Source organism: Mesorhizobium sp. WSM4829 (assembly GCF_055811475.1).
In genome coordinates this window covers 475,141-498,875 of record NZ_JBVVQJ010000001.1, presented here as the reverse complement: position 1 = coordinate 498,875, position 23,735 = coordinate 475,141, and the positions used below count along the sequence as shown (strand labels likewise).

General features: G+C 64.4%; 21 protein-coding genes, 1 pseudogene and 1 riboswitch. Of the genes and pseudogenes, 14 read left to right on the top strand and 8 right to left on the bottom strand.

All coding sequences use genetic code 11. From position 1 onward, the window contains the following. Positions 1-101: 101 nt before the first annotated feature. Positions 102-304: riboswitch (cobalamin riboswitch) on the top strand. Positions 305-417: 113 nt separating this feature from the next. Together AC0L17_RS02270 and AC0L17_RS02265 are read left to right on the top strand one after the other, a co-directional pair. After that, positions 418-1,665: an aromatic ring-hydroxylating oxygenase subunit alpha gene (locus tag AC0L17_RS02270; RefSeq protein ID WP_091592642.1), complete on the top strand. Its 1,248-nt coding sequence runs from the start codon at positions 418-420 to the stop codon at positions 1,663-1,665. Positions 1,666-1,688: 23 nt separating this feature from the next. Further along, positions 1,689-2,818 (top strand): annotated as a pseudogene (locus tag AC0L17_RS02265) (FAD-binding oxidoreductase). A gap of 114 nt (positions 2,819-2,932) precedes the next feature. On the opposite strand, the gene AC0L17_RS02260 reads toward AC0L17_RS02265, so the two are convergent. From AC0L17_RS02260 to AC0L17_RS02240, 5 genes are all read right to left on the bottom strand, one after another. Further along, a complete protein-coding gene (locus AC0L17_RS02260) occupies positions 2,933-3,679 on the bottom strand; it encodes an FAD-binding oxidoreductase (RefSeq protein WP_473514584.1) in 747 nt (248 codons plus the stop codon). Continuing rightward, positions 3,676-4,287 (bottom strand): molybdopterin-dependent oxidoreductase, encoded by a 612-nt coding sequence (locus AC0L17_RS02255; protein ID WP_128170384.1) that lies wholly within the window; start codon positions 4,285-4,287, stop codon positions 3,676-3,678. Before AC0L17_RS02255 ends, AC0L17_RS02260 begins: the two co-directional genes overlap by 4 nt. An 84-nt stretch (positions 4,288-4,371) precedes the next feature. Next, a complete protein-coding gene (locus AC0L17_RS02250; RefSeq protein WP_473514583.1) occupies positions 4,372-5,091 on the bottom strand; it encodes an MBL fold metallo-hydrolase in 720 nt (239 codons plus the stop codon). Between the two features lie 32 nt (positions 5,092-5,123). Next, on the bottom strand, positions 5,124-6,290 hold the full coding sequence (locus tag AC0L17_RS02245; RefSeq protein WP_473514582.1) for a diphosphate--fructose-6-phosphate 1-phosphotransferase: 1,167 nt from the start codon (positions 6,288-6,290) through the stop codon (positions 5,124-5,126). A 119-nt stretch (positions 6,291-6,409) separates the two neighbouring features. Beyond that, positions 6,410-7,177 (bottom strand): L,D-transpeptidase, encoded by a 768-nt coding sequence (locus AC0L17_RS02240; protein WP_473514581.1) that lies wholly within the window; start codon positions 7,175-7,177, stop codon positions 6,410-6,412. 188 nt (positions 7,178-7,365) lie between these two features. On the opposite strand from AC0L17_RS02240, the gene AC0L17_RS02235 reads away from it, so the two are divergent. From AC0L17_RS02235 to xylB, 3 genes are all read left to right on the top strand, one after another. Further along, positions 7,366-7,989, top strand: a complete 624-nt coding sequence (locus AC0L17_RS02235; protein ID WP_473514580.1) for a LysE family translocator — start codon at positions 7,366-7,368, stop codon at positions 7,987-7,989. Positions 7,990-7,998: 9 nt separating this feature from the next. Beyond that, positions 7,999-9,321, top strand: a complete 1,323-nt coding sequence (locus AC0L17_RS02230) for a tetratricopeptide repeat protein (protein WP_473514579.1) — start codon at positions 7,999-8,001, stop codon at positions 9,319-9,321. Between the two features lie 82 nt (positions 9,322-9,403). Next, entirely contained in the window at positions 9,404-10,858 is a 1,455-nt protein-coding gene (xylB, locus tag AC0L17_RS02225; RefSeq protein WP_473514578.1) for a xylulokinase, read from the top strand. A 35-nt stretch (positions 10,859-10,893) separates the two neighbouring features. Here xylB and AC0L17_RS02220 read toward each other — a convergent pair whose 3' ends face one another. Next, positions 10,894-11,256 (bottom strand): nuclear transport factor 2 family protein, encoded by a 363-nt coding sequence (locus tag AC0L17_RS02220; protein WP_023796865.1) that lies wholly within the window; start codon positions 11,254-11,256, stop codon positions 10,894-10,896. A 113-nt stretch (positions 11,257-11,369) separates the two neighbouring features. Here AC0L17_RS02220 and xylA point away from each other — a divergent pair, with 113 nt between their 5' ends. Then, positions 11,370-12,695: a xylose isomerase gene (gene xylA, locus AC0L17_RS02215; RefSeq protein ID WP_473514577.1), complete on the top strand. Its 1,326-nt coding sequence runs from the start codon at positions 11,370-11,372 to the stop codon at positions 12,693-12,695. A gap of 185 nt (positions 12,696-12,880) precedes the next feature. Then, complete coding sequence (locus AC0L17_RS02210; protein ID WP_473514576.1) at positions 12,881-13,087, top strand: hypothetical protein; 207 nt, start codon at positions 12,881-12,883, stop codon at positions 13,085-13,087. 61 nt (positions 13,088-13,148) lie between these two features. Here AC0L17_RS02210 and AC0L17_RS02205 read toward each other — a convergent pair whose 3' ends face one another. Further along, positions 13,149-14,129 carry a GlxA family transcriptional regulator gene (locus AC0L17_RS02205; protein WP_473514575.1) on the bottom strand — a complete coding sequence of 327 codons (981 nt, stop codon included), beginning with the start codon at positions 14,127-14,129 and terminating at the stop codon, positions 13,149-13,151. Between the two features lie 111 nt (positions 14,130-14,240). On the opposite strand from AC0L17_RS02205, the gene bcoG reads away from it, so the two are divergent. From bcoG to AC0L17_RS02170, 7 genes are all read left to right on the top strand, one after another. Continuing rightward, positions 14,241-15,152 carry a 3-dehydrocarnitine:acetyl-CoA trimethylamine transferase BcoG gene (gene bcoG, locus AC0L17_RS02200; RefSeq protein WP_023796869.1) on the top strand — a complete coding sequence of 304 codons (912 nt, stop codon included), beginning with the start codon at positions 14,241-14,243 and terminating at the stop codon, positions 15,150-15,152. 28 nt (positions 15,153-15,180) lie between these two features. Next, positions 15,181-15,810 carry an HD domain-containing protein gene (locus tag AC0L17_RS02195; protein ID WP_473514574.1) on the top strand — a complete coding sequence of 210 codons (630 nt, stop codon included), beginning with the start codon at positions 15,181-15,183 and terminating at the stop codon, positions 15,808-15,810. Then, positions 15,807-16,880, top strand: coding sequence for a carnitine 3-dehydrogenase (locus tag AC0L17_RS02190; RefSeq protein WP_473514573.1), 1,074 nt, complete (start codon positions 15,807-15,809; stop codon positions 16,878-16,880). Before AC0L17_RS02195 ends, AC0L17_RS02190 begins: the two co-directional genes overlap by 4 nt. A gap of 4 nt (positions 16,881-16,884) precedes the next feature. Then, entirely contained in the window at positions 16,885-18,048 is a 1,164-nt protein-coding gene (locus tag AC0L17_RS02185; protein ID WP_128170375.1) for an acyl-CoA dehydrogenase family protein, read from the top strand. 3 nt (positions 18,049-18,051) lie between these two features. Next, entirely contained in the window at positions 18,052-20,130 is a 2,079-nt protein-coding gene (locus AC0L17_RS02180; RefSeq protein ID WP_473514572.1) for an acetate--CoA ligase family protein, read from the top strand. Continuing rightward, complete coding sequence (locus AC0L17_RS02175) at positions 20,123-20,905, top strand: carnitinyl-CoA dehydratase (RefSeq protein ID WP_473514571.1); 783 nt, start codon at positions 20,123-20,125, stop codon at positions 20,903-20,905. Before AC0L17_RS02180 ends, AC0L17_RS02175 begins: the two co-directional genes overlap by 8 nt. Positions 20,906-21,124: 219 nt before the next feature. Beyond that, positions 21,125-22,066 (top strand): alpha/beta hydrolase, encoded by a 942-nt coding sequence (locus AC0L17_RS02170; protein WP_473514570.1) that lies wholly within the window; start codon positions 21,125-21,127, stop codon positions 22,064-22,066. Positions 22,067-22,071: 5 nt separating this feature from the next. On the opposite strand, the gene AC0L17_RS02165 is transcribed toward AC0L17_RS02170, so the two are convergent. Further along, the gene (locus tag AC0L17_RS02165; RefSeq protein ID WP_473514569.1) at positions 22,072-23,730 is read right to left on the bottom strand and encodes an FAD-binding dehydrogenase; all 1,659 of its coding nucleotides are present in this window, start codon (positions 23,728-23,730) and stop codon (positions 22,072-22,074) included. Positions 23,731-23,735: the final 5 nt, after the last annotated feature.

Sequence of the window (23,735 nt, the reverse complement as noted above, 5' to 3'; positions counted from 1 at the left end):
GGTTTCAGCCCTGCAGATATAAACCTGCAGGTTTCGCCGGCGGTGTCGCGCCGCATGGATACGATGTCGCTTTCATGCCGGCAGTCAGCCGGCCGGCATGATTAGATCACGCCATCTCAGGTGCCGCTTGGTGACGACGAAGCGGAGAATTGGGAAGCCGGTCAGAACCCGGCGCTGCCCCCGCAACGGTGGTGGAGTTCAAGTCGCAACGGGAGACCACTGGGCCACAAGCCTGGGAAGGTGTCGCGACGAGTCCGCAAGGACACTCCAGAGCCCGGAAACCAGCCCGAGATTTTCAGACTCGACTGATCGCGGTGGGCGGTCAAGAGGTGGATGATGCACGTCCGGCCCTGTCGCCGGCGTGCAAACGGTCCTCCCTCCATCACCACCAGTTCAGTCCTTACACGAGGACAGGACATGGACGCGCGCAACGACATGCTGAGGCTCTTGCACGGCCGCAGGCAAGGCTATTCGCTCGAGCAGCCCTTCTACACCGATCCAGATTTCTTCAAGCTTGACATGGAGCTGATCTGGTATCGCGACTGGCTGTTCATCGGCCACGATTGCGAGTTGCCGAAAGCTGGCAGCTATATCACCGCCCAGATCGGCGACTATCCGGTCGTGCTGGTCCGCGACCAGCAAGGCAAGATCAATGCCTTCCACAATTCCTGCCGGCATCGCGGCAGCCGTGTCTGCAATGCCGACAAGGGCACTGCGGCGAAGCTGGTCTGCCCCTATCACCAGTGGACCTACGAGCTGGATGGCCGGCTGTTGTTTGCTCGTCAGATGGCAGACGGCTTCGACAAGAGCCAGTTCAGCCTGAAGCCGGTGGCTTGCGAAAGCGTTGGCGGCTACATCTTTATCTGCCTGGCCAACGAGCCGGCCGACTTCGCGCCGATGCGCGCCATGATCGAGCCTTACCTCCTGCCGCACCGGCTGCGCGAGGCAAAAATCGCCTTCGAATCGACCATCGTCGAGAAGGGCAACTGGAAGCTCGTCTGGGAGAACAACCGCGAGTGCTACCATTGCGCCGGCAACCATCCGGAACTCTGCAAGACATTCCCGGAAGCGCCGACCGTGACCGGCGTGCAGGGCGCCGACAGCGATCCAGAGATGCTCGCGCACTGGGCGAAATGCGAGGCGGCGGGCTTGCCGAGCAAGTTCCGCATCGATCCGGCCGGGCAGTATCGCGCCACCCGCGCGCCGTTGCTGCGCGACGCCGTCAGCTACACGATGACGGGAAGACGCGCGGTGAAGAAGAACCTTTCCGACAGCGTTTCGACCGACCGTATCGGCTCGCTGCTGCTCTATCACTATCCGACGAGTTGGAACCATATCCTCGGCGATCATGCCGTCACCTTCCGCGTGCTGCCGATCAGTGCCACGGAAACGGCCGTCACCACCAAATGGCTTGTCCACAAGGACGCGGTCGAAGGCGTCGATTACGACCTCGCCGAACTCACCCATGTCTGGACCGAGACCAACGACCAGGACCGTCGCATTGTCGAGGAAAACGCCTTCGGCATCCTGTCGCCGGCCTATGAGCCCGGCCCCTATTCGGAACTGCATGAGGGCGGCGTCATCCAGTTCGTCGAATGGTACGCCTCCTTCATCGGGCCGCGCCTTGCCGAGGCCGGGCGGCCGGCGCTGCGCAGCGTCGCCTGAACGAGCTCAAGGGGATGAATGCGATGACTGACCTTGGCCTCTACCGCCATCTCGACGAGATGGCGCCCTGGAACGACAGGCTCCAGGTGCTGGAAGTCATCGGCGTCAGCGACGAGGCGCCTGACGTGAAGACCTTCACCTTCCGCTCTGACAACCAGACCTGGTTCCGCTACAGACCGGGGCAGTTCGTGACGCTGGAACTGCCGACCACCGAGGGCCCGATGATGCGGACCTATACGCTGTCGTCCTCGCCGTCGAGGCCGTTCTCGATCGCGGTGACGGTGAAAGCGCAGGCCGGCAGCCTCGGCACCCGCTGGATGTTCGACAATCTGACACCCGGCGTTCACGTGAAGGCCTATGGGCCGGCGGGCGACTTTTCGCTGCACAGCCATCCAGCGGCCAAGTATCTGTTCATTTCGGCCGGCTCAGGCGTGACGCCGATGATGTCGATGCTGCGCTGGCTGAACGACTGCGCGCCATGGACAGATGTCGGCTTCGTCAACTGCGCGCGAAAGCCCGAGGAGATCATCTTCCGCAAAGAGCTCGAGCTGCTCGGCAGCCGCATGCCGGGCCTGACGCTCGGCTTCATGATCGAGGAGCGGTCCAGTCGTGAGGCTGGTTCGGCCATATGGGCCGGATCGACGCGATACGGCTGCCGCTGCTGGCGCCCGATTTTCGCGAGCGCGAAATTTTTTGCTGCGGCCCCGACCCGTTCATGCGCGCCGTGCGGCAGATGCTAGAGGCGGCCGGCTTCGACATGGCCAACTACCATCAGGAGAGCTTTGCGGCCCCGGCGGTGGAGGAAATTCCGGCCCCGTTCGGTTCGCCGGCAGAGGGTGGGCCGGCAAAAGGTGGGCCAGCAGAGGGCGGCATCGAGGTACCTGCCGAGGCCGCAACGCCGATCCGCTTTTCGCTTTCGGATATTGATGCCGAATGCGTTGCCGGCCAGACCGTGCTGCAGACGGCGCGCGCTTCGGGCGTACGCATCCCCGCAGCCTGCGAGTTCGGCCTGTGCGGAACCTGCAAGGTGAAAAAGGTCTCGGGCACGGTCGAGATGAGCCACAATGGCGGCATCCTCGATCACGAGATCGACGACGGCTTCATTCTTGCCTGCTGTTCGAAGCCGCTGACGGCGCTCGAGGTCGACGCCTGACCGGGGAGCTTAAAGCGCGTCGCGGCTGAATGGATTCATGCGACGCGCTTTAAGTTATTGTTTTTATGGATGTCGTCATCGCAAAACCGCTGCACATTTTTTGCGTGACATGCATTAAACCCCGTAGCGTTCGGTGCGGATGAGGCTTGCCGGCACACCGGCATCGATCAGCGCCTGGGCGGCGGCCGACACGAACGCATTCGAGCCGCAGACAAAGGCGAACCTTGGCGGCGCGGGCAGCCGCAGCATCGATTGCTCCATCATCGCGGCATCGACCCGCCGCGAATAGTCTGACGGGCGCCGGGCGGCCTCGCGGGTCAGCGCCAACACCAGATCGAAGCCGTCCCGGCGATCGTGGAAGTCGATCAGCTCGTCGCGAAAGATCACCTCGTCCCAGACCCGTGCGGAAAATACCAATGCCACGGGCACCGCCGATCTGCGCGCGGCGCGATGGCGGATCATCGCCATCAGCGGTACCACGCCGGACCCGCCGCCGACCAGCAGAAGCGGGCCGCCGTCGCTGTCGGACCAGACGAAGTGGCCACCGAGCGGTCCGCGCAACTCGACCTCGTCGCCAACCGCCGCGATATCGTGGAAGAAGGGCGAGATCTCGCCATCATCGAGCCTTTCGATCGCCAGCTCGATCGGCTCGCCGGCTTCCGGCGCCGAGGCGATTGAGTAGGAGCGGCGCGCCTGATAGCCGTCCGGCGCCGTCAGCCTGACATCGACATGCTGCCCGGCACGATAGGCGAAGGGCCGCGACGGCTGGAGGAAAAAGCTGGTGACGCGCGGCGTGCGCTTTTCGATGCGGGCGATGGTCACCGTCTGCCAGGGCGACTGCGCCGCCGGCGCGTTGCTCATGGATCGCCCGTATAGCGCTGCTCGCGCCACGGGTCGCCATAGATGTGATAGCCGCGCAGCTCCCAGAAGCCGGGCTCGTCGCGCTCGGTGAACTGCAGGCCGTTCAGCCATTTGGCCGACTTCCAGAAATAGAGATGCGGAACCAGCAGCCGCGCCGGGCCGCCATGGTCCGGCGTGATCGGCTTGCCTTCGTAAAGCAGCGCCACCATTGCCTTGCCGGCAGTGAGATCCTGCGTCGGCACGTTGGTTGTATAGCCGTCGAAGGACAGCGCCAGCGTGAAGGCGGTCGGTGGCTCGATGCCGGCATCCGCCAGAATATCGTCGACCAGCACACCCTGCCACGCCGTGTCGAACTTGGTCCACGCGGTGACACAATGGATGTCGCGCGTCATCTTGGTCAAAGGCAGCGCGTTGAACTCTGTCCAGTTCCACGTCTTGATCGGCCGCGGTCCGTGCTTGAGCGTGAACGACCAGTCCTCGGTGCGCACAGGCGGCGTCGGCCCGGCCGACAGCACCGGAAACCCTTGCTCGAGATACTGCCCCGGCGGGATACGCGCATCCGCATCCGTCGGGGGCTTTCGTCCTGAAGAGAAGCCGCGGGTGACCATCGAGACAATCCGTTTGCATCAGGCCGCCTGTCGGCCTTCACCAATGTTGTCAAAGATACTCTGGCGGGCAACCAGATTCTTGGCTTATGCGCCGTCTGTTCGCCTGAGATAACCGGTGGCGATCTCGCGCATCCGTTTGGCGTCGAAGCTTGGTCCATGGCCGCCATGGCCGATGCTGACAGGCAGATCGAGCAGCCGCTGCATGGTTCGGCGATAGGCTGATCGGTCGGAATCCGGCAGGTCGTCGATCAGCAAGGCGTCGTAGATGGCGTCGCCGGCGAAGAACAGGCCGTCGGCCTCATCGAACAGCGCGATCGAATCCGGCGAATGGCCGGGCAGATGCAGCACCCGGAATTGCCGGTCGCCAAGGTCGACCAGATCGCCCTCGTCAAGCGTCCGCGTCAGCGGCGCCGGCTGGATTCTGTATTCGGCCACTCTCCAGGCCGGTGCCGGCAGCTTCGAGACGGCGCCGTCGAGATCATGAAACATGTGGGCGTAGGTGACGGCGTCATCCATGCTGTCGAATTGCGCAGCACTCACCCTCGGCCCGGCTCGCAACGGAAATTCGTGCAGAGAGCCGACATGGTCGAGGTGGATATGGGTGGCGACGACGAGCAGCGGCTTGCCATCAGGCGTGTCGATCTCCGGCGCCAGCGGGCAAATCCCCATGCCGGTGTCGACAAGCAGGTCGACGTCGCGGCCACGCAGATGCCAGATGTTGGCGCGCACGAAATCATGCACGAACGGCTCGGTCAGCATCGTCGTATCGGCGTCGATGACGGTCTTGCTGAACCAGTCACGCATCACGAAGATTCCGGCATCAGAACCGAGCCGGCTCAGACGAACGGCTTTCCGACCTTGTATTTTTCGGGAACCAGCCGCTTCAGATAGGCCATTCCTGCATCGGAGAGTTGATTGACCTCAGGCAGCATGAAATCGTCGGGCATGTGACGGGTCTTGCCGGCGACGTTTTTCAGCGGCACCGTGTTCAGCACGGTTTTCTTGCCGTCATATTGCAGCGCCACCGAGCCGCCGCCCTGCTCGGCCACGGCGACCGCAAAGACGCCGGCATCAAAGGCTTCCTGTGCATCCACGGGGTTGATGGCGCCGACATAGCCGCGCGGCATGTAGCCGAGCGCATCGACGCGGGCCCGCTTGCCCGGCAATCCTTCGGCCAGCGCACGCTCGAGGGCGGCCGGCAGGTCGCTGCCCGACAGCTTGACGTTGCCATGCGCATCGCGCTCCAGTTTGTCCGGCGGGACAAGACTTTCGACCAGCGCCTTGCCGTCGGCTGTGCTGACGCCTTCGGAGACTGCGACGATGCAGCGCTTGTGGCGATCAAGCGTGGCGCGAACATCGTCGATGAAGGCCGCAGCCGAGAACGGACGCTCCGGCACATAGACGAGATGCGGGCCGCTGTCGGGATCAAGCTGCCATGCGGCGGCGGCGGCGGTGAGGAAACCGGCGTGCCGCCCCATGACGATGCCGACATAGATGCCGGGCAGAGCACGGAAATCGAGGTCGACCGAGAGAAAGGCGCCGGCGACGAACTCGGCTGCCGAAATGAAGCCGGGCGTGTGGTCGTTCTCCTCGAGATCGTTGTCGATGGTTTTCGGCGCATGGACGAAAGCCATCTTGCCGCCGGCGGCGTCGGTCAGGATCTGCTGCGTGCCCGACGTGTCGTTGCCGCCGATATAGATGAAGGCGTCGGCGCCGGCCTTCTTCAGGCCGTTGAGGATGATCTCGCAATAGGCCTCGTCCGGCTTGTCGCGGGTCGAGCCAAGCGCGGCGCTCGGCGTCGCAGCAATCAACCGCAACCGGTCCTCAGGGATAGCCGAAAGATCGACATAGTTGCCGTCGCGGATGCCGCGCACGCCATGGATGGATCCCAACACCTTGGCGCCGGGACGCCGCTTGCGGATCTCGAGTGTGGCGCCCACCACCGTCTGGTTGATGACGGCGGTCGGGCCGCCGCCTTGTGCGATGACAAAAGTTCCGGACATGCTTCACGTCTCCCGAGCAGTGACTTTGCAGGGCACATTCGCCTGTCTTGCGAGATCGCGCAACGGGAGAGTCGAGCGGCCGCGCCAGCAGCCTCGAGTCCAGACGATGACCGGGAGGGTCAGACGACGACGACCGGGTTCTTCCTGGAGACGCGGCTGTAGAGGTCGATGATATCCTGGTTGATCAGGCGAACGCAGCCCGACGACATCGCCTGGCCGATGCTCCACCATTCGGGCGAACCGTGGATGCGGTAGCCGGTGTCCTGGCCGTTCTGGTAGATGTACAGCGCACGCGCGCCGAGCGGGTTGTCGAGGCCGCCGGGCTGCCCAGCCTGCCATTTCACCAGTTCCGGCTTGCGGGCGATCATCTCGGCCGGCGGCCTCCAGGTCGGCCATTCCTTGCCGTACTGGATGTTGGCGCGGCCCGACCAGCGAAAGCCTTCCTTGCCGATGCCGACGCCGTAACGGATCGCGTCACCGCCGGGCTGCACCAGGTAGAGCAGCCGCTCCTGCGAATGGACGACGATGGTGCCGGGCTGCTCGCCGGTCGGGTCGACGACGATCTGGCGGCGGAACTCCGGCTTGACCTTGAGGTAGGGCACTTCCGGCAGCGTGAAGCCGCCGTCGGTGACGGAGGCATACATCACACCAGGGCTGGTGATGTTCTTGTCGACGCTGATGCTCGGGCGGACAGGGGTGATCGCGCCGGTGGTGACGGCGTCGAGTTGCAGCGCCGACAGGTCGAGCGTCTGGCTGCAGCCGGCGGCGCCGAGCAGCGCCAGCGCACCGGCGCCGGACAACACTGCGCGGCGGGAAAGCTGGATTTCGGAAATTTCGATTTCGTCGCCATTGTGCGGCGGCGTCAGACCTTGCGGCAACTCACGCATCTACCCAAACCCTACGCTGTCGGCGGGAAACACGGTCCGGCCGGATAGAGTGCATTTTCACCAATCATGGTTGAAAAAGCGTGAAGAACCGTCGCCTGATGTTAACCAGGGGCATTTTCGATTTTTGCCCCTTTACATCTTTGTGAGCCCAAGGATTTATCCTCTTCTTTGAGCTCAAGGAGACGAACATGTCCTTCGAAAACTGGGCCGCCTTTGCCGCCGCCTCGACGATCCTTCTTGTCATTCCCGGCCCAACTATCCTTCTGGTCGTGTCCTATGCGCTCGGCCAGGGCTGGCGCACGGCGCTGCCGATGGCGGTTGGCGTGGCGTTTGGCGATTTCACCGCGATGACGCTGTCGATGCTTGGCATCGGCGCGCTGCTGGCGGCGTCGGCCACCGTGTTCACGGTGCTGAAGGTGGTCGGCGCCGGCTATCTGATCTATCTCGGCATAAAGCTGTTTCGCGCCGGCGGCACGCTCAAGGCCGAGCCGCGCCTGGACGCGGTGTCCTCGGCCAAGATGATGGCGCATGCCTGGCTGGTCACCGCGCTCAATCCGAAAAGCATCACCTTCTTCGTCGCCTTCCTGCCACAGTTCCTCGACCGGCATGCCGATTTCTGGACGCAGATGCTGATCTTCGAGACGACTTTCCTGGCGCTCGCTTTCGCCAATGCCTTCGGTTACGCGCTGATCGCCGCAAGGGCACGCAACGTCGTTCGCAACCCGAAGGCGATCCGCATCTTCAACCGCACTGGCGGCACGCTGCTGGTCGGCGCCGGCGTCGCCACAGTGGCGATGCGCTCGGGCAATTGAGGACATGACGTGGCAGTCAGGGACGCATTCGGGCTGACGTTTTCGGGCGCGACGGAGGCCGGGTTCTCGTCCTACAGCCAGGCCGTGCGCGAACTGCAATGCTTCATCGGCGACCCGGTCGGCTCGGTCGATCGCGCCATCGCCGAGGATCCCGGCTTCGTCATGGCGCATGTGTTCAAGGGCTATCTCTTCGGCCTCGCCACCGAGCGCGAGGCGACAGCCGTGGCCAGGACATGCCATGAGGCGGCACTGCCGCTTGCCGCCACGCCGCGCGAGCAGGCGCATGTCGCAGCACTTGGCCATCTTGCCGCAGGTCGCTGGCATGAAGCCGCCCGTCTGCTCGAGGATATCGCCATCGAGTTTCCACTCGATGCGCTGGCGCTGCAGACCGGGCACCAGATCGATTTCTTCACCGGCAATGCCCGCATGCTGCGCGACCGCATCGGCCGCGCGCTGCCGTCGTGGCAAAGCGGCATGCCGGGCTACCACGCCGTACTCGGCATGCAGGCGTTCGGACTGGAGGAAATGGGCGACTATGCGCGCGCCGAAAAGCTTGGCCGCATGGCAGTCGACATCGAGCCGCGCGACGGCTGGGCGCAGCACGCCGTCGCCCATGTCATGGAAATGCAGAGCCGGCAAAGGGACGGCATCGCTTGGATGCGCGCCAACCCCGACGCGTGGACGCGTGAAAGCTTCCTGAAAGTGCATAATTGGTGGCATCTGGCGCTGTTCCACTATGATCTCGGCGAGACCGACGAGGTGTTGGCGCTCCATGACGGCCCGATCTACGGCGAGCGCTCGACGCTGGCGCTCAACATGGTCGACGCCTCGGCGATCCTGTGGCGGCTGCATCTCGACGGCGTCGATGTCGGCGGCCGCTGGGCGGCCCTCGCCGCCAACTGGGCCAAGGCCAGCGCCGGCAACTATGCCTTCAACGATGCCCACGCAATGATGGCCCTCGTCGGCGCCGGCCAGGAAGCGCCGGCTCGCACCTTGCTCGAAACACAGCGCGAGGCCATGCACGCCAACGACGACAACGCCGTCTTTACCCGGGATGTCGGCTACCCCCTGACGCTCGCCATCAAGGCGTTCGGCAACGGCAATTTTGCCGAGACGGTCCGCCTGATCCGACCCATCCGGGCGATCGCCCACCGCTTCGGCGGCAGTCATGCGCAGCGCGACGTCATCGACCTGACGCTGATCGAGGCAGCGCTGCGGTCGGGCGACCGTGCATTGGCAAGGGCACTTGCCGCGGAACGCGCGCTGGCGCGGCCCGCCAGCCCGCTCTCGGCGCTGCTTTCGCAGCGCGCTGCCGATTTGTCGGAGAATTGACCGGAGGCGGTTCTTGTCTTAAAAAACTGCCAAGTCGGATTTTTTCGAGATCCGAAAAAATTAATGGCAATGGGAGGACACCATGTATCTCGGCCTCGATCTGGGCACGTCGGGCGTCAAGGCGCTGTTGATCGATGCCGGGCAGAGCATCGTCGGCTCCGGCCACGCGTCACTCGACGTGTCGCGGCCGCACCCCGGCTGGTCGGAGCAGAACCCCGCCGAGTGGATCCGCGCCTGCGAGGAAGCGATCGCCGAGCTCAAGGTTTCTCATCCAGAACAGCTCGCCGCCGTGAAGGGCATCGGCCTCTCCGGCCAGATGCATGGCGCTACATTGCTCGATGCCGGCGACCAGGTGCTGCGCCCCTGCATCCTGTGGAACGACACGCGCAGCCATGCCGAGGCCGCCAAGCTCGACGCCGACCCGCGCTTTCGCAAGCTGACCGGCAACATCGTGTTTCCCGGTTTCACCGCGCCAAAGCTGGTCTGGGTGAGAAACAATGAGCCGGATATTTTCGCCAAACTGGCAAAGGTCTTGCTGCCAAAGGATTTTCTGCGGCTCTGGCTCACCGGCGAGCATATTTCGGAGATGTCGGACTCGGCCGGCACGTCCTGGCTCGATGTCGGCAAGCGAGGCTGGTCATCCGATCTGCTTTCCGCCACGTCGCTCGACGAGAAGCAGATGCCGTCACTGGTCGAAGGCACTGAGAAGGCTGGCGCGTTGCGCAGCGAACTGGCCTCGAAATGGGGGATGCAGGCGGGCATCCCGATCGCCGGTGGCGCCGGCGACAATGCGGCGTCGGCCTGCGGCATGGGCACGGTCGCCGCCGGCCAGGCCTTTGTCTCGCTTGGCACGTCAGGCGTGCTGTTTGCCGCCAATGCGTCCTATCTGCCCAACCCGGAAAGCGCGGTGCACACATTCTGCCACGCGCTGCCCGACACCTGGCACCAGATGGGCGTCATCCTGTCGGCAACCGATTCGCTCAACTGGCTGTCCGAGATTTCAGGCAAAGGCGCCGGCGAGCTGACCGCCGAGCTCGGCGATACGCTGAAGGCGCCGACCGGCGTGTCCTTCCTGCCCTATCTCTCGGGCGAGCGCACCCCGCACAATGATTCGGCCATTCGCGGCTCGTTTACCGGGCTTGCGCATGAATCGAGCCGCGCCGTGTTGACCCAGGCCGTGCTGGAGGGCGTGGCTTTCGCCTTCCGCGACAGTCTCGAAGCCCTGGCCAAGGCCGGCACGACGCTGACGCGGGTGACGGCGATCGGCGGCGGCTCGCGCTCGCACTACTGGCTAAAGGCAATCGCCACCGCGCTCGGCCTGCCCGTCGACATTCCCGCCGACGGCGATTTCGGCGCCGCCTTCGGAGCAGCGAGGCTTGGCCTGATCGCGGCGACGGGCGCCGATCCGCTCAGAGTGTGCACGGCGCCGGCCACCAATGCCACAATCGAACCGGTCGCCGCGCTAAGCAACGCCTATGCGGATGCCTATCAGCGCTACCGCTTGCTTTACCCGGCTATCAAGGCGGCCACGGCGTGAGTGGTTTCCCACCCCCGCCGCGGCCCGATATTTCCTCACTGTGCCGGGACCTTGTCGAGAAAGCCGGTGACGCTTTTCAGGCGGCCATTCTCGATGACGCCGATGTCGGTGCCTTCGATGACGGAATCGGTGCCTTCCGGCCCGAGATTCCACGAGAAGCGGATCGTGTCGCCAAACCCGTCCGGCTTGCCCTTCAGCGAGAACCGGAAGCCGGCAAATCGTTTTTGGACACCATCGATCAGTGCGGCGAGGCCATTGTGGCCGTCTCCCTGCATGATCGGATCGCGGTAGCTGACGTCATCGGTGAAGGCCGCCTTGAGCAAGGCTTGCCGGCGCGCGGCATCGCTCTCGTTCCAGGCGGCGATGTAGTTTTCGGCGATCGTGTTGAGGTCGGTCATGGTCTGTCTCCGTGGTTGATTGGCTTTGACATGACCCTTTTCATCCAGCGCCAGCGCGAAACCAATTACGCCTGAGGTAATCAGGACCGAACCCTGCGAGAGGACAGACAGACATGACCAGCGGCTTTTTCGGCGACATCCAGAAGATCAAATACGAGGGGCCGGATTCGACCAATCCGCTGGCCTACCGGTTCTACAATCCCGATGAAATTGTCGCCGGCAAGCGGCTGGAAGACCATTTGCGCTTTGCCGTCGCCTACTGGCATTCCTTCGCCTGGCCAGGCGGCGATCCGTTCGGCGGCCAGACCTTCGAGCGGCCGTGGTTCGCCGAGGCCGGTGGCACCGACACGATGGAACTGGCCAAGCTCAAGGCCGATGTCGCCTTCGACATGTTTTCGCTGCTGGGTGTTCCCTATTTCTGCTTCCACGATGCCGATGTGCGGCCGGAGGGAAAAGATTTTTCTGAAAGTGCCGCGCGGCTCGACGAGATATCAGACTATTTTGCGGCGAAGATGAAGAAGACCGGGGTCAAGCTGCTTTGGGGCACGGCCAACCTGTTCTCCAATCGCCGCTTCATGGCGGGAGCCGCCACCAATCCCGACCCGGACGTCTTTGCCTATGCGGCAGCGACGGTCAAACACTGCATCGACGTCACCAAGCGGCTGAAGGGCGACAATTATGTGCTGTGGGGCGGCCGCGAGGGCTATGAGACGCTGCTCAACACCGACCTTGCCCGCGAACAGGAACAGGCCGGCCGCTTCCTCAACATGGTCGTCGACTACAAGCACCGGATCGGCTTCAAGGGCACCATCCTGATCGAGCCGAAGCCGCAGGAGCCGACAAAGCACCAGTACGACTATGATGTCGCCACGGTCTACGGCTTCCTGAAGCGCTTCGGGCTGGAGAAGGAGGTCAAGCTCAACATCGAGCAGGGCCATGCGATCCTGGCCGGCCATTCCTTCGAGCATGAACTGGCGCTGGCCAATGCGCTCGGCATCTTCGGCTCGATCGACATGAACCGCAACGACTACCAGTCGGGCTGGGACACCGACCAGTTCCCCAACAACGTGCCGGAGATGGCATTGGCCTATTATCAGGTCCTGCAGGCCGGTGGCTTCAAGACCGGCGGCACCAATTTCGACGCCAAGCTTCGGCGACAGTCGCTCGATCCGCAGGATCTGCTGATTGGCCATATCGGCGGCATGGATTGCTGTGCACGCGGCCTCAAGGCCGCTGCTAAAATGGTGGAGGACAAGGCGCTGTCGGGACCGTTGGCCGAGCGCTATGCCGGCTGGAATTCGGCCGAGGCCAAGGCGATGCTTGCCGGCAAGCGGACGCTGGAGGAGATCACCGAGCGCGTCGTCAAGAAGAAGATCGAGCCGCAGCCGAGATCCGGCCGCCAGGAACTGCTCGAGAATATCGTCAACCGGTACGTCTGAGGTGCCGCACCGGCGGGTCTGTTGACCGACCCGCCGGCCCGGAACAGCTTTGCGCGAGGGCGGAACCGACGACAAGGTTTTGCCTCGCACCGCCCCTCAATCGCCTCGCTCTTGCCTTCAAACAGCCGTCACGAATCTCGTATATGTGGTTCGTGGCGGGAACAGAAAGAAGGAGGCGAAACGATATGCAGCACGAACGCGAAATCGACGCCCTGCTCTCATCTGGCGAGGGATCGATCATCGACCGGCTGATGGCGCTGCCGCATCCGAAGAATGGCGCGCGCGGTGCAAACGAATGGGACCGCGCGGTCGCCAGCCGCTTCGAGACCCACCTTGCGAGACAGATGCGCTCGCAGATCGACGGCAAAAGCGACCGCCAGGACGCTGCCTGATCCACCTTTGTCTATGCATGCCGTTACCCCAAAACCGCTACGCACTTTTGGGCGACATGCATTATCTCCTGCGCAGCCTGACCGGCGCTTCGCCGAAAGCCCTTGAGAACGCCCTGGAAAATGCCGCGGCGGACGAGAACCCCGTTCGCCCGGCAATATCGGCCATGGCCACGCGCGTGTCGACCACCAGCCGGCGCGCGGCAGCCAGCCGCAGCCTGAGATAATAGGCGCCCGGCGTCTCGCCGATCGACTTGCGAAAGATGCTTTCCAGCGTTCGTGCCGTCACCCCGGCGCGCTTTGCCACCGCGGCAATGGTCAAGGGCTGGTCGACGTGGGTTTCCATCAGCCGGATGGCTTGCGCAAGCCGCGGATCGTAGCCGTCGAGGCGGCCGAGCGAGACCAAAGGCTGCGCGTCGGTCGCGGCGCGTGCCTGGTCGTAGATGAAGACGCTTGCCACATCGAGCGCGACCGCCATGCCGAGCCGCGTGCGGATCAGATGCAGCATCAGGTCGAAGGTCGGCGAAGCGCCACCGGAGGTGAAGACCGGCCCGTCGATGACATAGCGGTCGGGGCGAACGTCGACCTCGGGAAAGGCCGAGGAGAAGTCCTCCATGTCCTCCCAATGGGTGGTGGCGCTACGCCCTTCCAGCAGACCGGCGCGGGCGACCAGCCAGGTGCCGGCTTCGACGCCGCCGCAGGCGCGTGCGGCGCGCCCCGCTCGGCGCAGGCCGGCAAGCAGGGCCGACGTGGCATAGTTCTGCGTGCCGAAACCGGCGACGACGACAAGCACATCCGTCGTATCCGCCGCATCGAAGCGGCCGCTGACCGCAACCGGCAGGCCGCATGTGGTGGCCGGCGCGTAGCCGGGCGCCGCAACCAGCCTGAAATCGAACAGCGTCTCGCCGGCAATACGGTTGGCGGCGCGCAGCGGATCGACGGCCGAGGCCACGCACATGATCGACGACCCGGAAAACACCAGCAGCGTCACCTTGAGCGGCAACCGTTCGGCGCGAAAGATCGACGACTTTTCGTTTTTCATCATACGTACTTCGTAAAATGCAAAACAGTTTCCGGCAAGTCAGGCATTGTTGCCATCTGTTCGATTGGGTCCATGTTTGATCGGGACCATCTGTGCTGATTGGGAGAAAAGTCGATGCCGCTTGCGATGAACCGTGAGGTCTTCATTACCTGTGCCATAACCGGGTCCGGCAGCTCGCAAGACCGCAGCCCGCATGTGCCGCGCTCGCCCAAGCAGATCGCCGATTCGGCCATCGACGCGGCAAAGGCGGGTGCGGCGATCGTCCACTGCCATGTGCGCGACCCCGAAACCGGCAGGCCGCGCCGCGACGTGCAGCTTTATCGCGAAGTGACCGAGCGCATCCGTGCGGCAGACGTCGACGTGGTGCTGAACCTGACCGCCGGCATGGGCGGCGACATGGTGTTCGGCTCGCCGGAAAACCCGCTGCCGCTGAACGAGAAAGCCACCGATATGGGCGGCGCCACCAACCGCGTGGAACATGTGCGCCAGTGCCTGCCGGAGATATGCACGCTCGACTGCGGCACCATGAATTTCGCCGAGGCCGACTATGTCATGACCAACACGCCAGGCATGCTGCGCGCCATGGGCGGCATGATGACGGCGCTTGGCGTCAAGCCGGAGATCGAGGCCTTCGACACCGGGCATCTGTGGTTTGCCAAGCAATTGGTCGAGGAAAAGGTGCTGGACCCGGATGCTCTCGTGCAATTGTGCATGGGCGTGCCATGGGGCGCGCCGGACGATCTCAACACTTTTATGGCGATGGTCAACAATGTGCCGTCGGGTTGGACCTGGTCGGCGTTCTCCATCGGCCGCAACCAGATGGCCTATGCCGCCGCCGCGGTGCTGGCCGGCGGCAATGTCCGCGTCGGGCTCGAGGACAATCTCTGGCTCGACAAGGGCGTGCTGGCAACCAATGCGCAGCTGGTCGAGCGGGCGGTCAGCATCGTGTCGAACATGGGCGCAAGGGTCATCGGCCCCGATGAAGTGCGCAAGAAGCTCAATTTGACAAAGCGCGCGCCGCTTTGAACAAGCAATCGGTAGGGAGGAGCCGCCGATGAAGACCGTGAAATTCACCGCAATGAAGGATGGCGACCGCGACGATTACGCGTTCCTCACCGAGCACGAGATCGACTATGCGGCGAAGACCGGCGAACGGCTGCTTGACGCGCTTGTCCAACTCGACGAAGGCCTGTCCGGCTACAAGATCACCCGGCTCGGCCATTCGCTGCAGGCGGCGACGCGCGCATGGCGCGACGGCGCCGACACCGACTGGATCGTCTGCGCCCTGCTGCACGACATCGGCGACGTCTACGCACCGTACAATCACGACGAATATGCAGCTTCGGTCCTAAAACCTTTTGTGCGCGAGCAGTGCACCTGGGTTGTGGAAAAGCACGGCGACTTCCAGCGCCTCTATTACGCCCACCATCTCGGCGGCAATCCGCATGCGCGCGACCGTTTCGCCGGCCACCTTTATTTCGACGATTGCGACCAGTTCTGTGAGCGCTGGGACCAGTCGAGCTTCGACCCCGACTACGAGACGTTGCCGATCAACTTCTTCCGGCCCTTCGTGCTCGAGGTGTTTGCGCGCAGGGCCTATGACCCCACCGTGATCCGCGCCGGCGAGCGCGTGCCTCTCATCGACCTGGAAAAAGCCAGGACAAGAACCGGAGCCTCCGCATGAGCATCATCACCAAGGCAGCTGCAATCGGCGGCGGCGTCATCGGCGCCGGCTGGGTGGCGCGGCTGCTCTTGAACGGTATCGACGTGTCGGTTTTCGATCCCGACCCCGAAGCCGCGCGCAAGGTCGGCGAAGTGATGAAAGGCGCGCGCCGCGCCTACAAGCAGATGCTGCCCGACGGCCTGCCAAAAGAAGGCAAATTGACCTTTGCCAAGACCATTGCCGACGCCGTCGCCGATGCCGATTTCATCCAGGAAAGCGTGCCGGAACGGCTCGACCTTAAACACCGCGTGCTGGCCGAGATCGACCTCTATGCGCCGGCCAATGCGATCGTCGGCTCCTCGACTTCCGGCATCAAGCCGACCGACATGCAGGTGGCGATGAAGAAGCATCCGGAGCGGCTGGTCGTCGGCCATCCGTTCAACCCGGTCTATTTGCTTCCGCTGGTCGAGATCGTCGGCGGCGAGCAGACCTTTCCCGAGGCGATCGAGGTCGCCAAGGAGATGTACGCCTCGATCGGCATGAAACCGGTGGTGATCCGCAAGGAGATCGAGGCGTTCGTTGGCGACCGCCTGCTGGAGGCGGCATGGCGCGAGGCGCTGTGGCTGATCAAGGACGGCATCTGCACGGTCGAGGAACTCGACGACATCATGCGCTATGGCTTCGGCCTGCGCTGGGCGCAGATGGGCATGTTCCAGGTCTACCGCGTCGCCGGCGGCGAAGCCGGCATGCGCCATTTCATGGCGCAGTTCGGGCCGTGCCTGAAATGGCCGTGGACCAAGCTGATGGATGTGCCGGAGTTCAACGACGAACTGGTCGACCTGATCGCCACGCAGTCGGACGACCAGGCGGATGGCCTGTCGATCCGCGAGCTCGAAAAGATCCGCGACGACAATCTGGTCGCCATCATGGATGCGCTGTCGAAGCAGAACAAAGGCAAGGGCTGGGGTGCCGGCGCCTTGCACAAGGACTATACCAAGCAGCTCGCCAAGCTTGCGGCGAAGAAGCCCACCGCCTCCAAGGCGGCCGAGAAGGCCAAGGCCGAAAAGCCGAAGAAAAAGAAGAAAGGCTGAGACCATGGATTTTGGCCTCTCCGAGGAACAGAAACTGATCGTCGAGACGACGCGCGCCTTCGTCGAGAACGAGCTTTACCCGCATGAGCGCGAGGTCGAGCGCACCGGCGTGCTGCGCCGCGAGCTGATCGATGAGATCAAGGCCAAGGCGATCGAAGCCGGGCTCTATGCCGCCAACATGCCTGCGGAGGTCGGTGGCGCCGGCCTCGATACGGTGACCTGGCTGCTTTACGAGAAGGAGCTCGGCCGCGCCAATTACGCACTGCACTGGACCTGCGTGGCGCGGCCATCCAACATCCTCTTGGCCGGCACGCCGGAGCAGCGCGAAAAGTATCTCTATCCCTGCATTCGCGGCGAGAAGTGGGATTGCCTGGCGATGACCGAGCCGGGTGCCGGCTCCGATCTGCGCGGCATGAAGGCAACCGCGGTGCAGGACGGCGACGACTGGGTGCTGAACGGCACCAAGCATTTCATCAGCCATGCCGACCTCGCCGATTTCGCCATCGTCTTCATGGCTTCGGGCGAAGAGGAGACGCCGCGTGGAAAACGCAAGAAGATCACGGCCTTCTTCGTCGACAAGGGCACCAAGGGTTTTACGGTGCGTGACGGCTACCGCAACGTCTCGCATCGCGGCTACACCAACGCCATCCTCGAATTCGACGATTGCCGGCTGCCCGGAGCCCAGGTTCTGGGCGAAGTCCACAAGGGTTTCGACGTCGCCAATTCATGGCTTGGTGCAACCCGCCTGCAGGTCGGCGCGACCTGTCTCGGCCGGGCCGAGCGGGCGCTTGGCCATGCGATCGAATACGCCGCGCAGCGCCAGCAGTTCGGCCAGCAGATCGGCAAGTTCCAGGGCGTTTCATTCAAGCTTGCCGATATGGCGACAGAACTGAAAGCGGCCGACCTGATGGTGTTCGAAGCCGGCTGGAAGTACGATCAGGGCACCGTCACCGATCAGGACATGGCCATGGCCAAGCTGAAGGCCACCGAAATGCTTGCCTTCGTCGCCGACGAGGCGATCCAGATCCATGGCGGCATGGGGCTGATGGACGATCTGCCGCTGGAACGCATCTGGCGCGACGCCCGCGTCGAGCGCATCTGGGAAGGCACGTCGGAAATCCAGCGCCACATCATTTCACGGGCGCTGCTGCGCCCGTTCGGGGGCTGATAAATGCACAAACTTGAGCGCCTCTTGCGCCCGCGCACGATTGCCGTCTTCGGCGGCGCGCAGGCCGCCGCCGTCGTCGCGCAGTCGATCAAGATGGGCTTTGCCGGCGAGATCTGGCCTGTGCACCCGACCAAGGATGAAGTCGCCGGCCGCAAGGCCTACCGTTCGGTGGCCGACCTGCCCGGCGCCCCGGACGCCGCCTTTGTCGGCGTCAACCGGCATTTGACCATCGAGGTTGTCAAGGCGCTGGCCGAGCGCGGTGCCGGCGGCGCCGTCTGCTTTGCCGCCGGCTTTCTCGAGACCGAGGCTTATGACGAGCATGGCGAGCGATTGCAGGCGGAACTGGTCGCTGCGGCGGGCCAGATGCCGATCATCGGGCCGAACTGCTACGGCCTGATCAATTATGCCGACGGCGCGCTTTTATGGCCCGACCAGCATGGCGGCATCAGGCTGGCCGAGGGCGGCCGCGGCGTCGCCATCATCACCCAGTCGTCGAACATCGCCATCAACATGACGATGCAGAAGCGCGGCCTGCCGATCGCCTTTCTGATGACCGCCGGCAACCAGGCACAGACCGGCCTTTCGGAAATGGCGCTCGGCCTGATCGAGGACGATCGGGTCACTTCGCTCGGCCTGCATATCGAGGCGTTCGATTCGGTAGCCGGCTTCGAAAGGCTGGCCGCGCGGGCGCGAGAGCTGAAGAAACCGATCATCGCCATGAAGGTTGGCCGCTCCGAGCAGGCGCGGCAAGCAACGGTGTCGCATACCGCGTCGCTGGCCGGCTCGGACGCTGCCTCGGGCGCCTTCCTGAAGCGGCTCGGCATCGCCCGCGTCGATTCCATCCCTGCCTTCATCGAGGCGCTCAAGCTGCTGCACGTCACCGGCCCCCTGCCCGGCTACCGGCTGTCGTCGATGAGCTGTTCGGGCGGCGAAGCGTCTGTCATGGCCGACAGCGCCGAAGGCCGCTGGGTCAATTTCCCGGCGCTGACCGACACCCACCGCGCCCACGTCAAATCGACGCTCGGGCCGCTGGTTGCGGTGGCCAACCCGCTCGACTACCACACCTTCATCTGGAACAACGAGCCGGCGATGACCGCCACCTTCACCGCCATGGTGTCGGGCGGCTTCGACCTCAACATGCTGGTGCTCGATTTCCCGCGCCCCGACCGCTGCTCCGACACCGACTGGTGGACGACGCTGCGCGCCTTCGAATCGGCGCTGAAGACCAACAAGGCGCAGGGCGCGATCGTCTCCTCGCTGCCGGAGAACCTGCCCGAGGAATACACCGCCGGCCTGATGGGACGCGGCATGGTGCCGTTGTTCGGCATTTCCGAAGCCATGGACGCCGCCCAGGCGGCCGCCTTCATTGGCTGGGCCTGGCGCGAGCCGCAGGCGCAGCCGATCGACACCTCCGCTTCCGGGGCGCCGGCCGGCGACCATGTCACGCCTGATGAGGCCGAGGCGAAAGCGCGGCTGATCGAGGCCGGGCTCCCCGTGCCGAGCGGTGAACGCGCCGGCAATGCGGTCGAGGCGGTCATCTCCTCGATGGCGCTCGGTTTTCCGGTTGCGCTGAAGGCTTTGGGCGTCACCCACAAATCCGAGCTTGACGCGGTTCGGCTCAACCTCAGGGACGCCGAATCCGTCAGCACGGCCGCCCATGATCTCGATGCGCTCGGCACCGGCCTCTATGTCGAGCGCATGGTGCGCGACGGCGTCGCCGAACTGCTCGTCGGCTTCACCCGTGACCCGATGTTCGGCGCGGTGATGACGCTGGGCACCGGCGGCGTGCTGGTCGAGTTGCTGCGCGACAGCGTCACGCTGATGCTGCCGGCGACCCGCGACGACATCGAGGCGGCATTGCGCGGGCTCAAATTGTTCCCGCTGCTCGAAGGCTATCGCGGCCGGCCCAAGGCCGATCTCGCGGCGGCCATCGAGGCGATATCAGGCATCGCCGCCTTCGTGCAGAAAAATGCCGGCGAGATCGAGGAGCTCGACATCAACCCGCTGATCGTCTGCGCGCAAGGCAAAGGCGCCTGGATCGCCGACGCGCTGCTGGTGCTTGGAGAAAACAAGAATGTCTGACGTCATCACCACCCGCCGCGAGGGCACCATCCTCGAAGTCACGCTCGATCGGCCCAAGGCCAATGCCATCGACCTCAACACCTCGCGGCTTATGGGCGAGACCTTCAAGGCGTTCCGCGACGATCCGGATCTGCGGGTCGCCATCGTCAAGACTGCCGGCGACAAGTTCTTCTGCGCCGGCTGGGACCTGAAAGCCGCGGCCGGTGGCGATGCTGTCGACGGCGACTATGGCGTCGGCGGGTTCGGCGGACTGCAGGAACTGCGCGATCTCAACAAGCCGGTCATCGCCTGCGTCAACGGCATGGCGGTCGGCGGCGGCTTCGAGCTGGCGCTGTCCTGCGACCTCATCTACGCGTCGGATCACTCCTCCTTTGCGCTGCCGGAAATTCGCGCCGGCACGCTGGCCGATGCAGCGACGATCAAGCTGCCGAAGCGCATTCCCTATCATGTCGCCATGGACCTTTTGTTCACCGGCCGCTGGATGGATGTCGCCGAAGCGCATCGCTGGGGTCTGGTCAACGAGGTTCTGCCCAAGGAGAAGCTCGAGGATCGCGTCTGGGGGATCGCACGACTGCTCGCCGGCGGTCCGCCGCTGGTCTTTGCCGCGATCAAGGAGACGGCGCGGATCGCCGAAGCACTCACCTTCCAGGACGCGATGAACCGGGTGACGCGCCGCCAATTGGCGACGGTTGACGCACTGTACGGCTCGGAGGACAATCTCGAGGGTTTTCGCGCCTTTGCCGAAAAGCGCGACCCGGTGTGGAAGGGGAAGTGACACTGCTGAGATGATGGCGTTCCTTCACACCCCCCTCTGCCCTGCCGGGCATCTCCCCCGCAAGGGGGGAGATTGGATGTCATTTCTGCTTTCGCCAATCGTCAACGCTGCAAGAAGAGCGCCGCAGGTGAAGCTGCCGATCTCCCCCCTTGCGGGGGAGATGGCCGGCAGGCCAGAGGGGGGTGCCTGGGCGAATTCGTTGCGATCCGGTCAGCGTCCATGACCGACTACAAAAAGCTCATCGACGCCGAGACCTGGGCCTTCATCGAGCGGACCAATTCCTATTTTCCGCCTGATGCGATCGACTACACGATCGATCAGCAGCGCGACATCTACGACCGCATGTGCCGTGAATTCTCTGCCGGCCACCCAGACAACGTTACGGCGGAGACCACCGCCATTGCCACGCCTTCGCATCCCATCCCGATCCGCATCTACCGCACACCCGCGCCGGAAGCGGCGGCGATGGTGCTTTATTTCCATGGCGGCGGTTATATCCTCGGCGGGCTCGACAGCCATGACGACCTCTGCGCCGAGCTTTGCAGCCGCACCGGCTATGAGCTGGTTTCGGTCGATTACCGGCTGGCGCCGGAACATCTGCATCCGGCCGGCTTCGACGATGCCATCAGCGCCTTCGAATGGGCGGCGACGACCTACAAGCGCCCGATCCTGCTTTGCGGCGACAGCGCCGGCGGCAATCTTGCCGCCGCGGTCAGCCATGCGACGCGCGGCCATGCACGAAGGCCGATCGGCCAGGTGCTGATCTATCCCGGCCTTGGCGGCGACCGCTCGCAAGGCTCTTACTTGACCCATGCCGAGGCGCCGATGCTGACGGTCCGCGACCTCGATTTCTACACGAATACCAGGACCGGCGGCGAAGACCGCACCGGCGATCTCACGCTGTCGCCGCTGGCCGATGCCGATTTTGCCAATCTGCCGCCGACTGTGCTGATCACCGCCCAATGCGACCCGCTGTCGTCAGACGGCGAGGCCTATCGCGACCGCCTCGTCGCGGAGGAGGGTCACGCCTACTGGTTCGAAGAGCCGGGGCTGGTGCATGGCTATCTCAGAGGCCGGCACACGGTCGGTCGTGCGCGCTCGAGCTTTACCCGGATCGTTGACGCGGTATCGGCTCTGGGACGCGGCGAATGGATCTGGTGAGGATCCTACCCCACTGCCCGCGACGCCGCCCGGCCGGCGCTGCGGCCTGAAAAAATGCAGCCGCCAAGAAACGTCCCTTCCAGCGCCGCATAGCCATGCATGCCGCCGCCGCCGAAACCGGCGGCTTCGCCGACCGCGTACAATCCCTCGACCGGCTGGCCATCGGTACCCAGGGCACGGCTGTCGAGATCGGTCTGCAAGCCGCCCAGCGTCTTGCGGGTCAGGATGTTGAGCCTGACCGCGATCAGCGGCCCATTGGCAGGGTCGAGCATCTTGTGCGGCTTGGCCGTGCGGATCAGCCGGTCGCCGAGATAGGCTCGGGCGCCGCGCAAGGCGGTGATCTGCATATCCTTGGAGAACGGATTGTCGAGCTGCCTGTCACGGGCGCGGATTTCGTGCTCGACCTGCGCCAGTTCGAGCAGCGGCTCGCCGCCGACAAGCGCGTTCATGCGGGCGACCAGCGCCGGCAAACCAGGCTCGACGATGAAATCCTCGCCCTTCTCCATGAACGCCTTTACCGGACCGGGAACGCCCGATGTGGCGCGGCCAAGCACCTGACGCCAGCTTTTTCCGGTGAGGTCGGGATTCTGCTCGGAGCCCGACAGCGCGATCTCCTTCTGGATGATCTTTTTGGTCAGGATGAACCAGGAATAATCGAAGCCTGTGCTCATGATGTGGCTGAGCGTGCCCAGCGTGTCAAAGCCGGGATAGAGCGGCACCGGCAGGCGCTTGCCGCGGGCGTCGAGCCACAGCGACGACGGGCCGGGCAGGATGCGGATTGCATGGTCGGTCCAGAGCGGCGCCCAGTTCCTGATGCCTTCGACATAGTGCCACATGCGGTCGCGGTTGATGATGCTGCCGCCGGCCTGTTCGGTGATCGCCAGCATGCGGCCGTCGACATGATCGGGAACGCCTGAGATCATGCGTCTGGGCGGCGTGCCGAGCCGCTGCGGCCAGTTTTTGCGGACAAGCTCGGGATTGCCGCCGATGCCGCCGGAGGCGACGATGACCGCTTGCGCCTTGAGCTCGAAGTCGCCGGCGATGTCGCGCGAACTCCTGCGGCCGCGCTCGACATCGCTCGGCTCAAGCATGTCGCCGCGCACGCCATTCACGGCGGCGCCTGTCTGCGTCAGTTCGTTGACCCGGTGGCGGAATTTGAAGCGGATCAGCCCGCTATTCTCGGCCTCGCGCACGCGCCGTACGAACGGGTCGAGCACGCCCGGCCCGGTGCCCCAGGTGACGTGAAAGCGCGGCACCGAATTGCCGTGGCCGATGGCGTTGCCGCCGCCGCGCTCGGCCCAGCCGACGATTGGGAAGAACTTCATGCCGCGCTGCGTCAGCCAGGAGCGCTTCTCGCCGGCGGCGAAGCCGACATAGGCCTCGGCCCAGCGGCGCGGCCAAAAGTCTTCCGCACGGTCGAAGGCGGCGGTGCCAAGCCAGTCCTCGAGCGCCAGATCATGCGAATCGCGGATGCGCATGCGCCGCTGCTCGGGCGAATCGACGAGGAAGATGCCGCCAAGCGACCAGAACGCCTGGCCGCCGAGCGACTGTTCAGGCTCCTGGTCGACAACGATGGTCTTCTTGCCGGCCTCGGCCAGCTCGGCCGCCGCGACGAGCCCGGCAAGGCCGGCGCCGACAATGATCACATCCGCATCGTCAGCCACTTTCT

Coding starts and splice junctions, on each gene's coding strand:
- AC0L17_RS02270 (WP_091592642.1), top strand. CDS start 418: ATGGACGCGCGCAACGACATGCTGAGGCTCTTGCACGGCCGCAGGCAA.
- AC0L17_RS02260 (WP_473514584.1), bottom strand. CDS start 3,679: ATGAGCAACGCGCCGGCGGCGCAGTCGCCCTGGCAGACGGTGACCATC.
- AC0L17_RS02255 (WP_128170384.1), bottom strand. CDS start 4,287: ATGGTCACCCGCGGCTTCTCTTCAGGACGAAAGCCCCCGACGGATGCG.
- AC0L17_RS02250 (WP_473514583.1), bottom strand. CDS start 5,091: ATGCGTGACTGGTTCAGCAAGACCGTCATCGACGCCGATACGACGATG.
- AC0L17_RS02245 (WP_473514582.1), bottom strand. CDS start 6,290: ATGTCCGGAACTTTTGTCATCGCACAAGGCGGCGGCCCGACCGCCGTC.
- AC0L17_RS02240 (WP_473514581.1), bottom strand. CDS start 7,177: ATGCGTGAGTTGCCGCAAGGTCTGACGCCGCCGCACAATGGCGACGAA.
- AC0L17_RS02235 (WP_473514580.1), top strand. CDS start 7,366: ATGTCCTTCGAAAACTGGGCCGCCTTTGCCGCCGCCTCGACGATCCTT.
- xylB (WP_473514578.1), top strand. CDS start 9,404: ATGTATCTCGGCCTCGATCTGGGCACGTCGGGCGTCAAGGCGCTGTTG.
- AC0L17_RS02220 (WP_023796865.1), bottom strand. CDS start 11,256: ATGACCGACCTCAACACGATCGCCGAAAACTACATCGCCGCCTGGAAC.
- xylA (WP_473514577.1), top strand. CDS start 11,370: ATGACCAGCGGCTTTTTCGGCGACATCCAGAAGATCAAATACGAGGGG.
- AC0L17_RS02210 (WP_473514576.1), top strand. CDS start 12,881: ATGCAGCACGAACGCGAAATCGACGCCCTGCTCTCATCTGGCGAGGGA.
- AC0L17_RS02205 (WP_473514575.1), bottom strand. CDS start 14,129: ATGATGAAAAACGAAAAGTCGTCGATCTTTCGCGCCGAACGGTTGCCG.
- bcoG (WP_023796869.1), top strand. CDS start 14,241: ATGCCGCTTGCGATGAACCGTGAGGTCTTCATTACCTGTGCCATAACC.
- AC0L17_RS02195 (WP_473514574.1), top strand. CDS start 15,181: ATGAAGACCGTGAAATTCACCGCAATGAAGGATGGCGACCGCGACGAT.
- AC0L17_RS02190 (WP_473514573.1), top strand. CDS start 15,807: ATGAGCATCATCACCAAGGCAGCTGCAATCGGCGGCGGCGTCATCGGC.
- AC0L17_RS02185 (WP_128170375.1), top strand. CDS start 16,885: ATGGATTTTGGCCTCTCCGAGGAACAGAAACTGATCGTCGAGACGACG.
- AC0L17_RS02180 (WP_473514572.1), top strand. CDS start 18,052: ATGCACAAACTTGAGCGCCTCTTGCGCCCGCGCACGATTGCCGTCTTC.
- AC0L17_RS02175 (WP_473514571.1), top strand. CDS start 20,123: ATGTCTGACGTCATCACCACCCGCCGCGAGGGCACCATCCTCGAAGTC.
- AC0L17_RS02170 (WP_473514570.1), top strand. CDS start 21,125: ATGACCGACTACAAAAAGCTCATCGACGCCGAGACCTGGGCCTTCATC.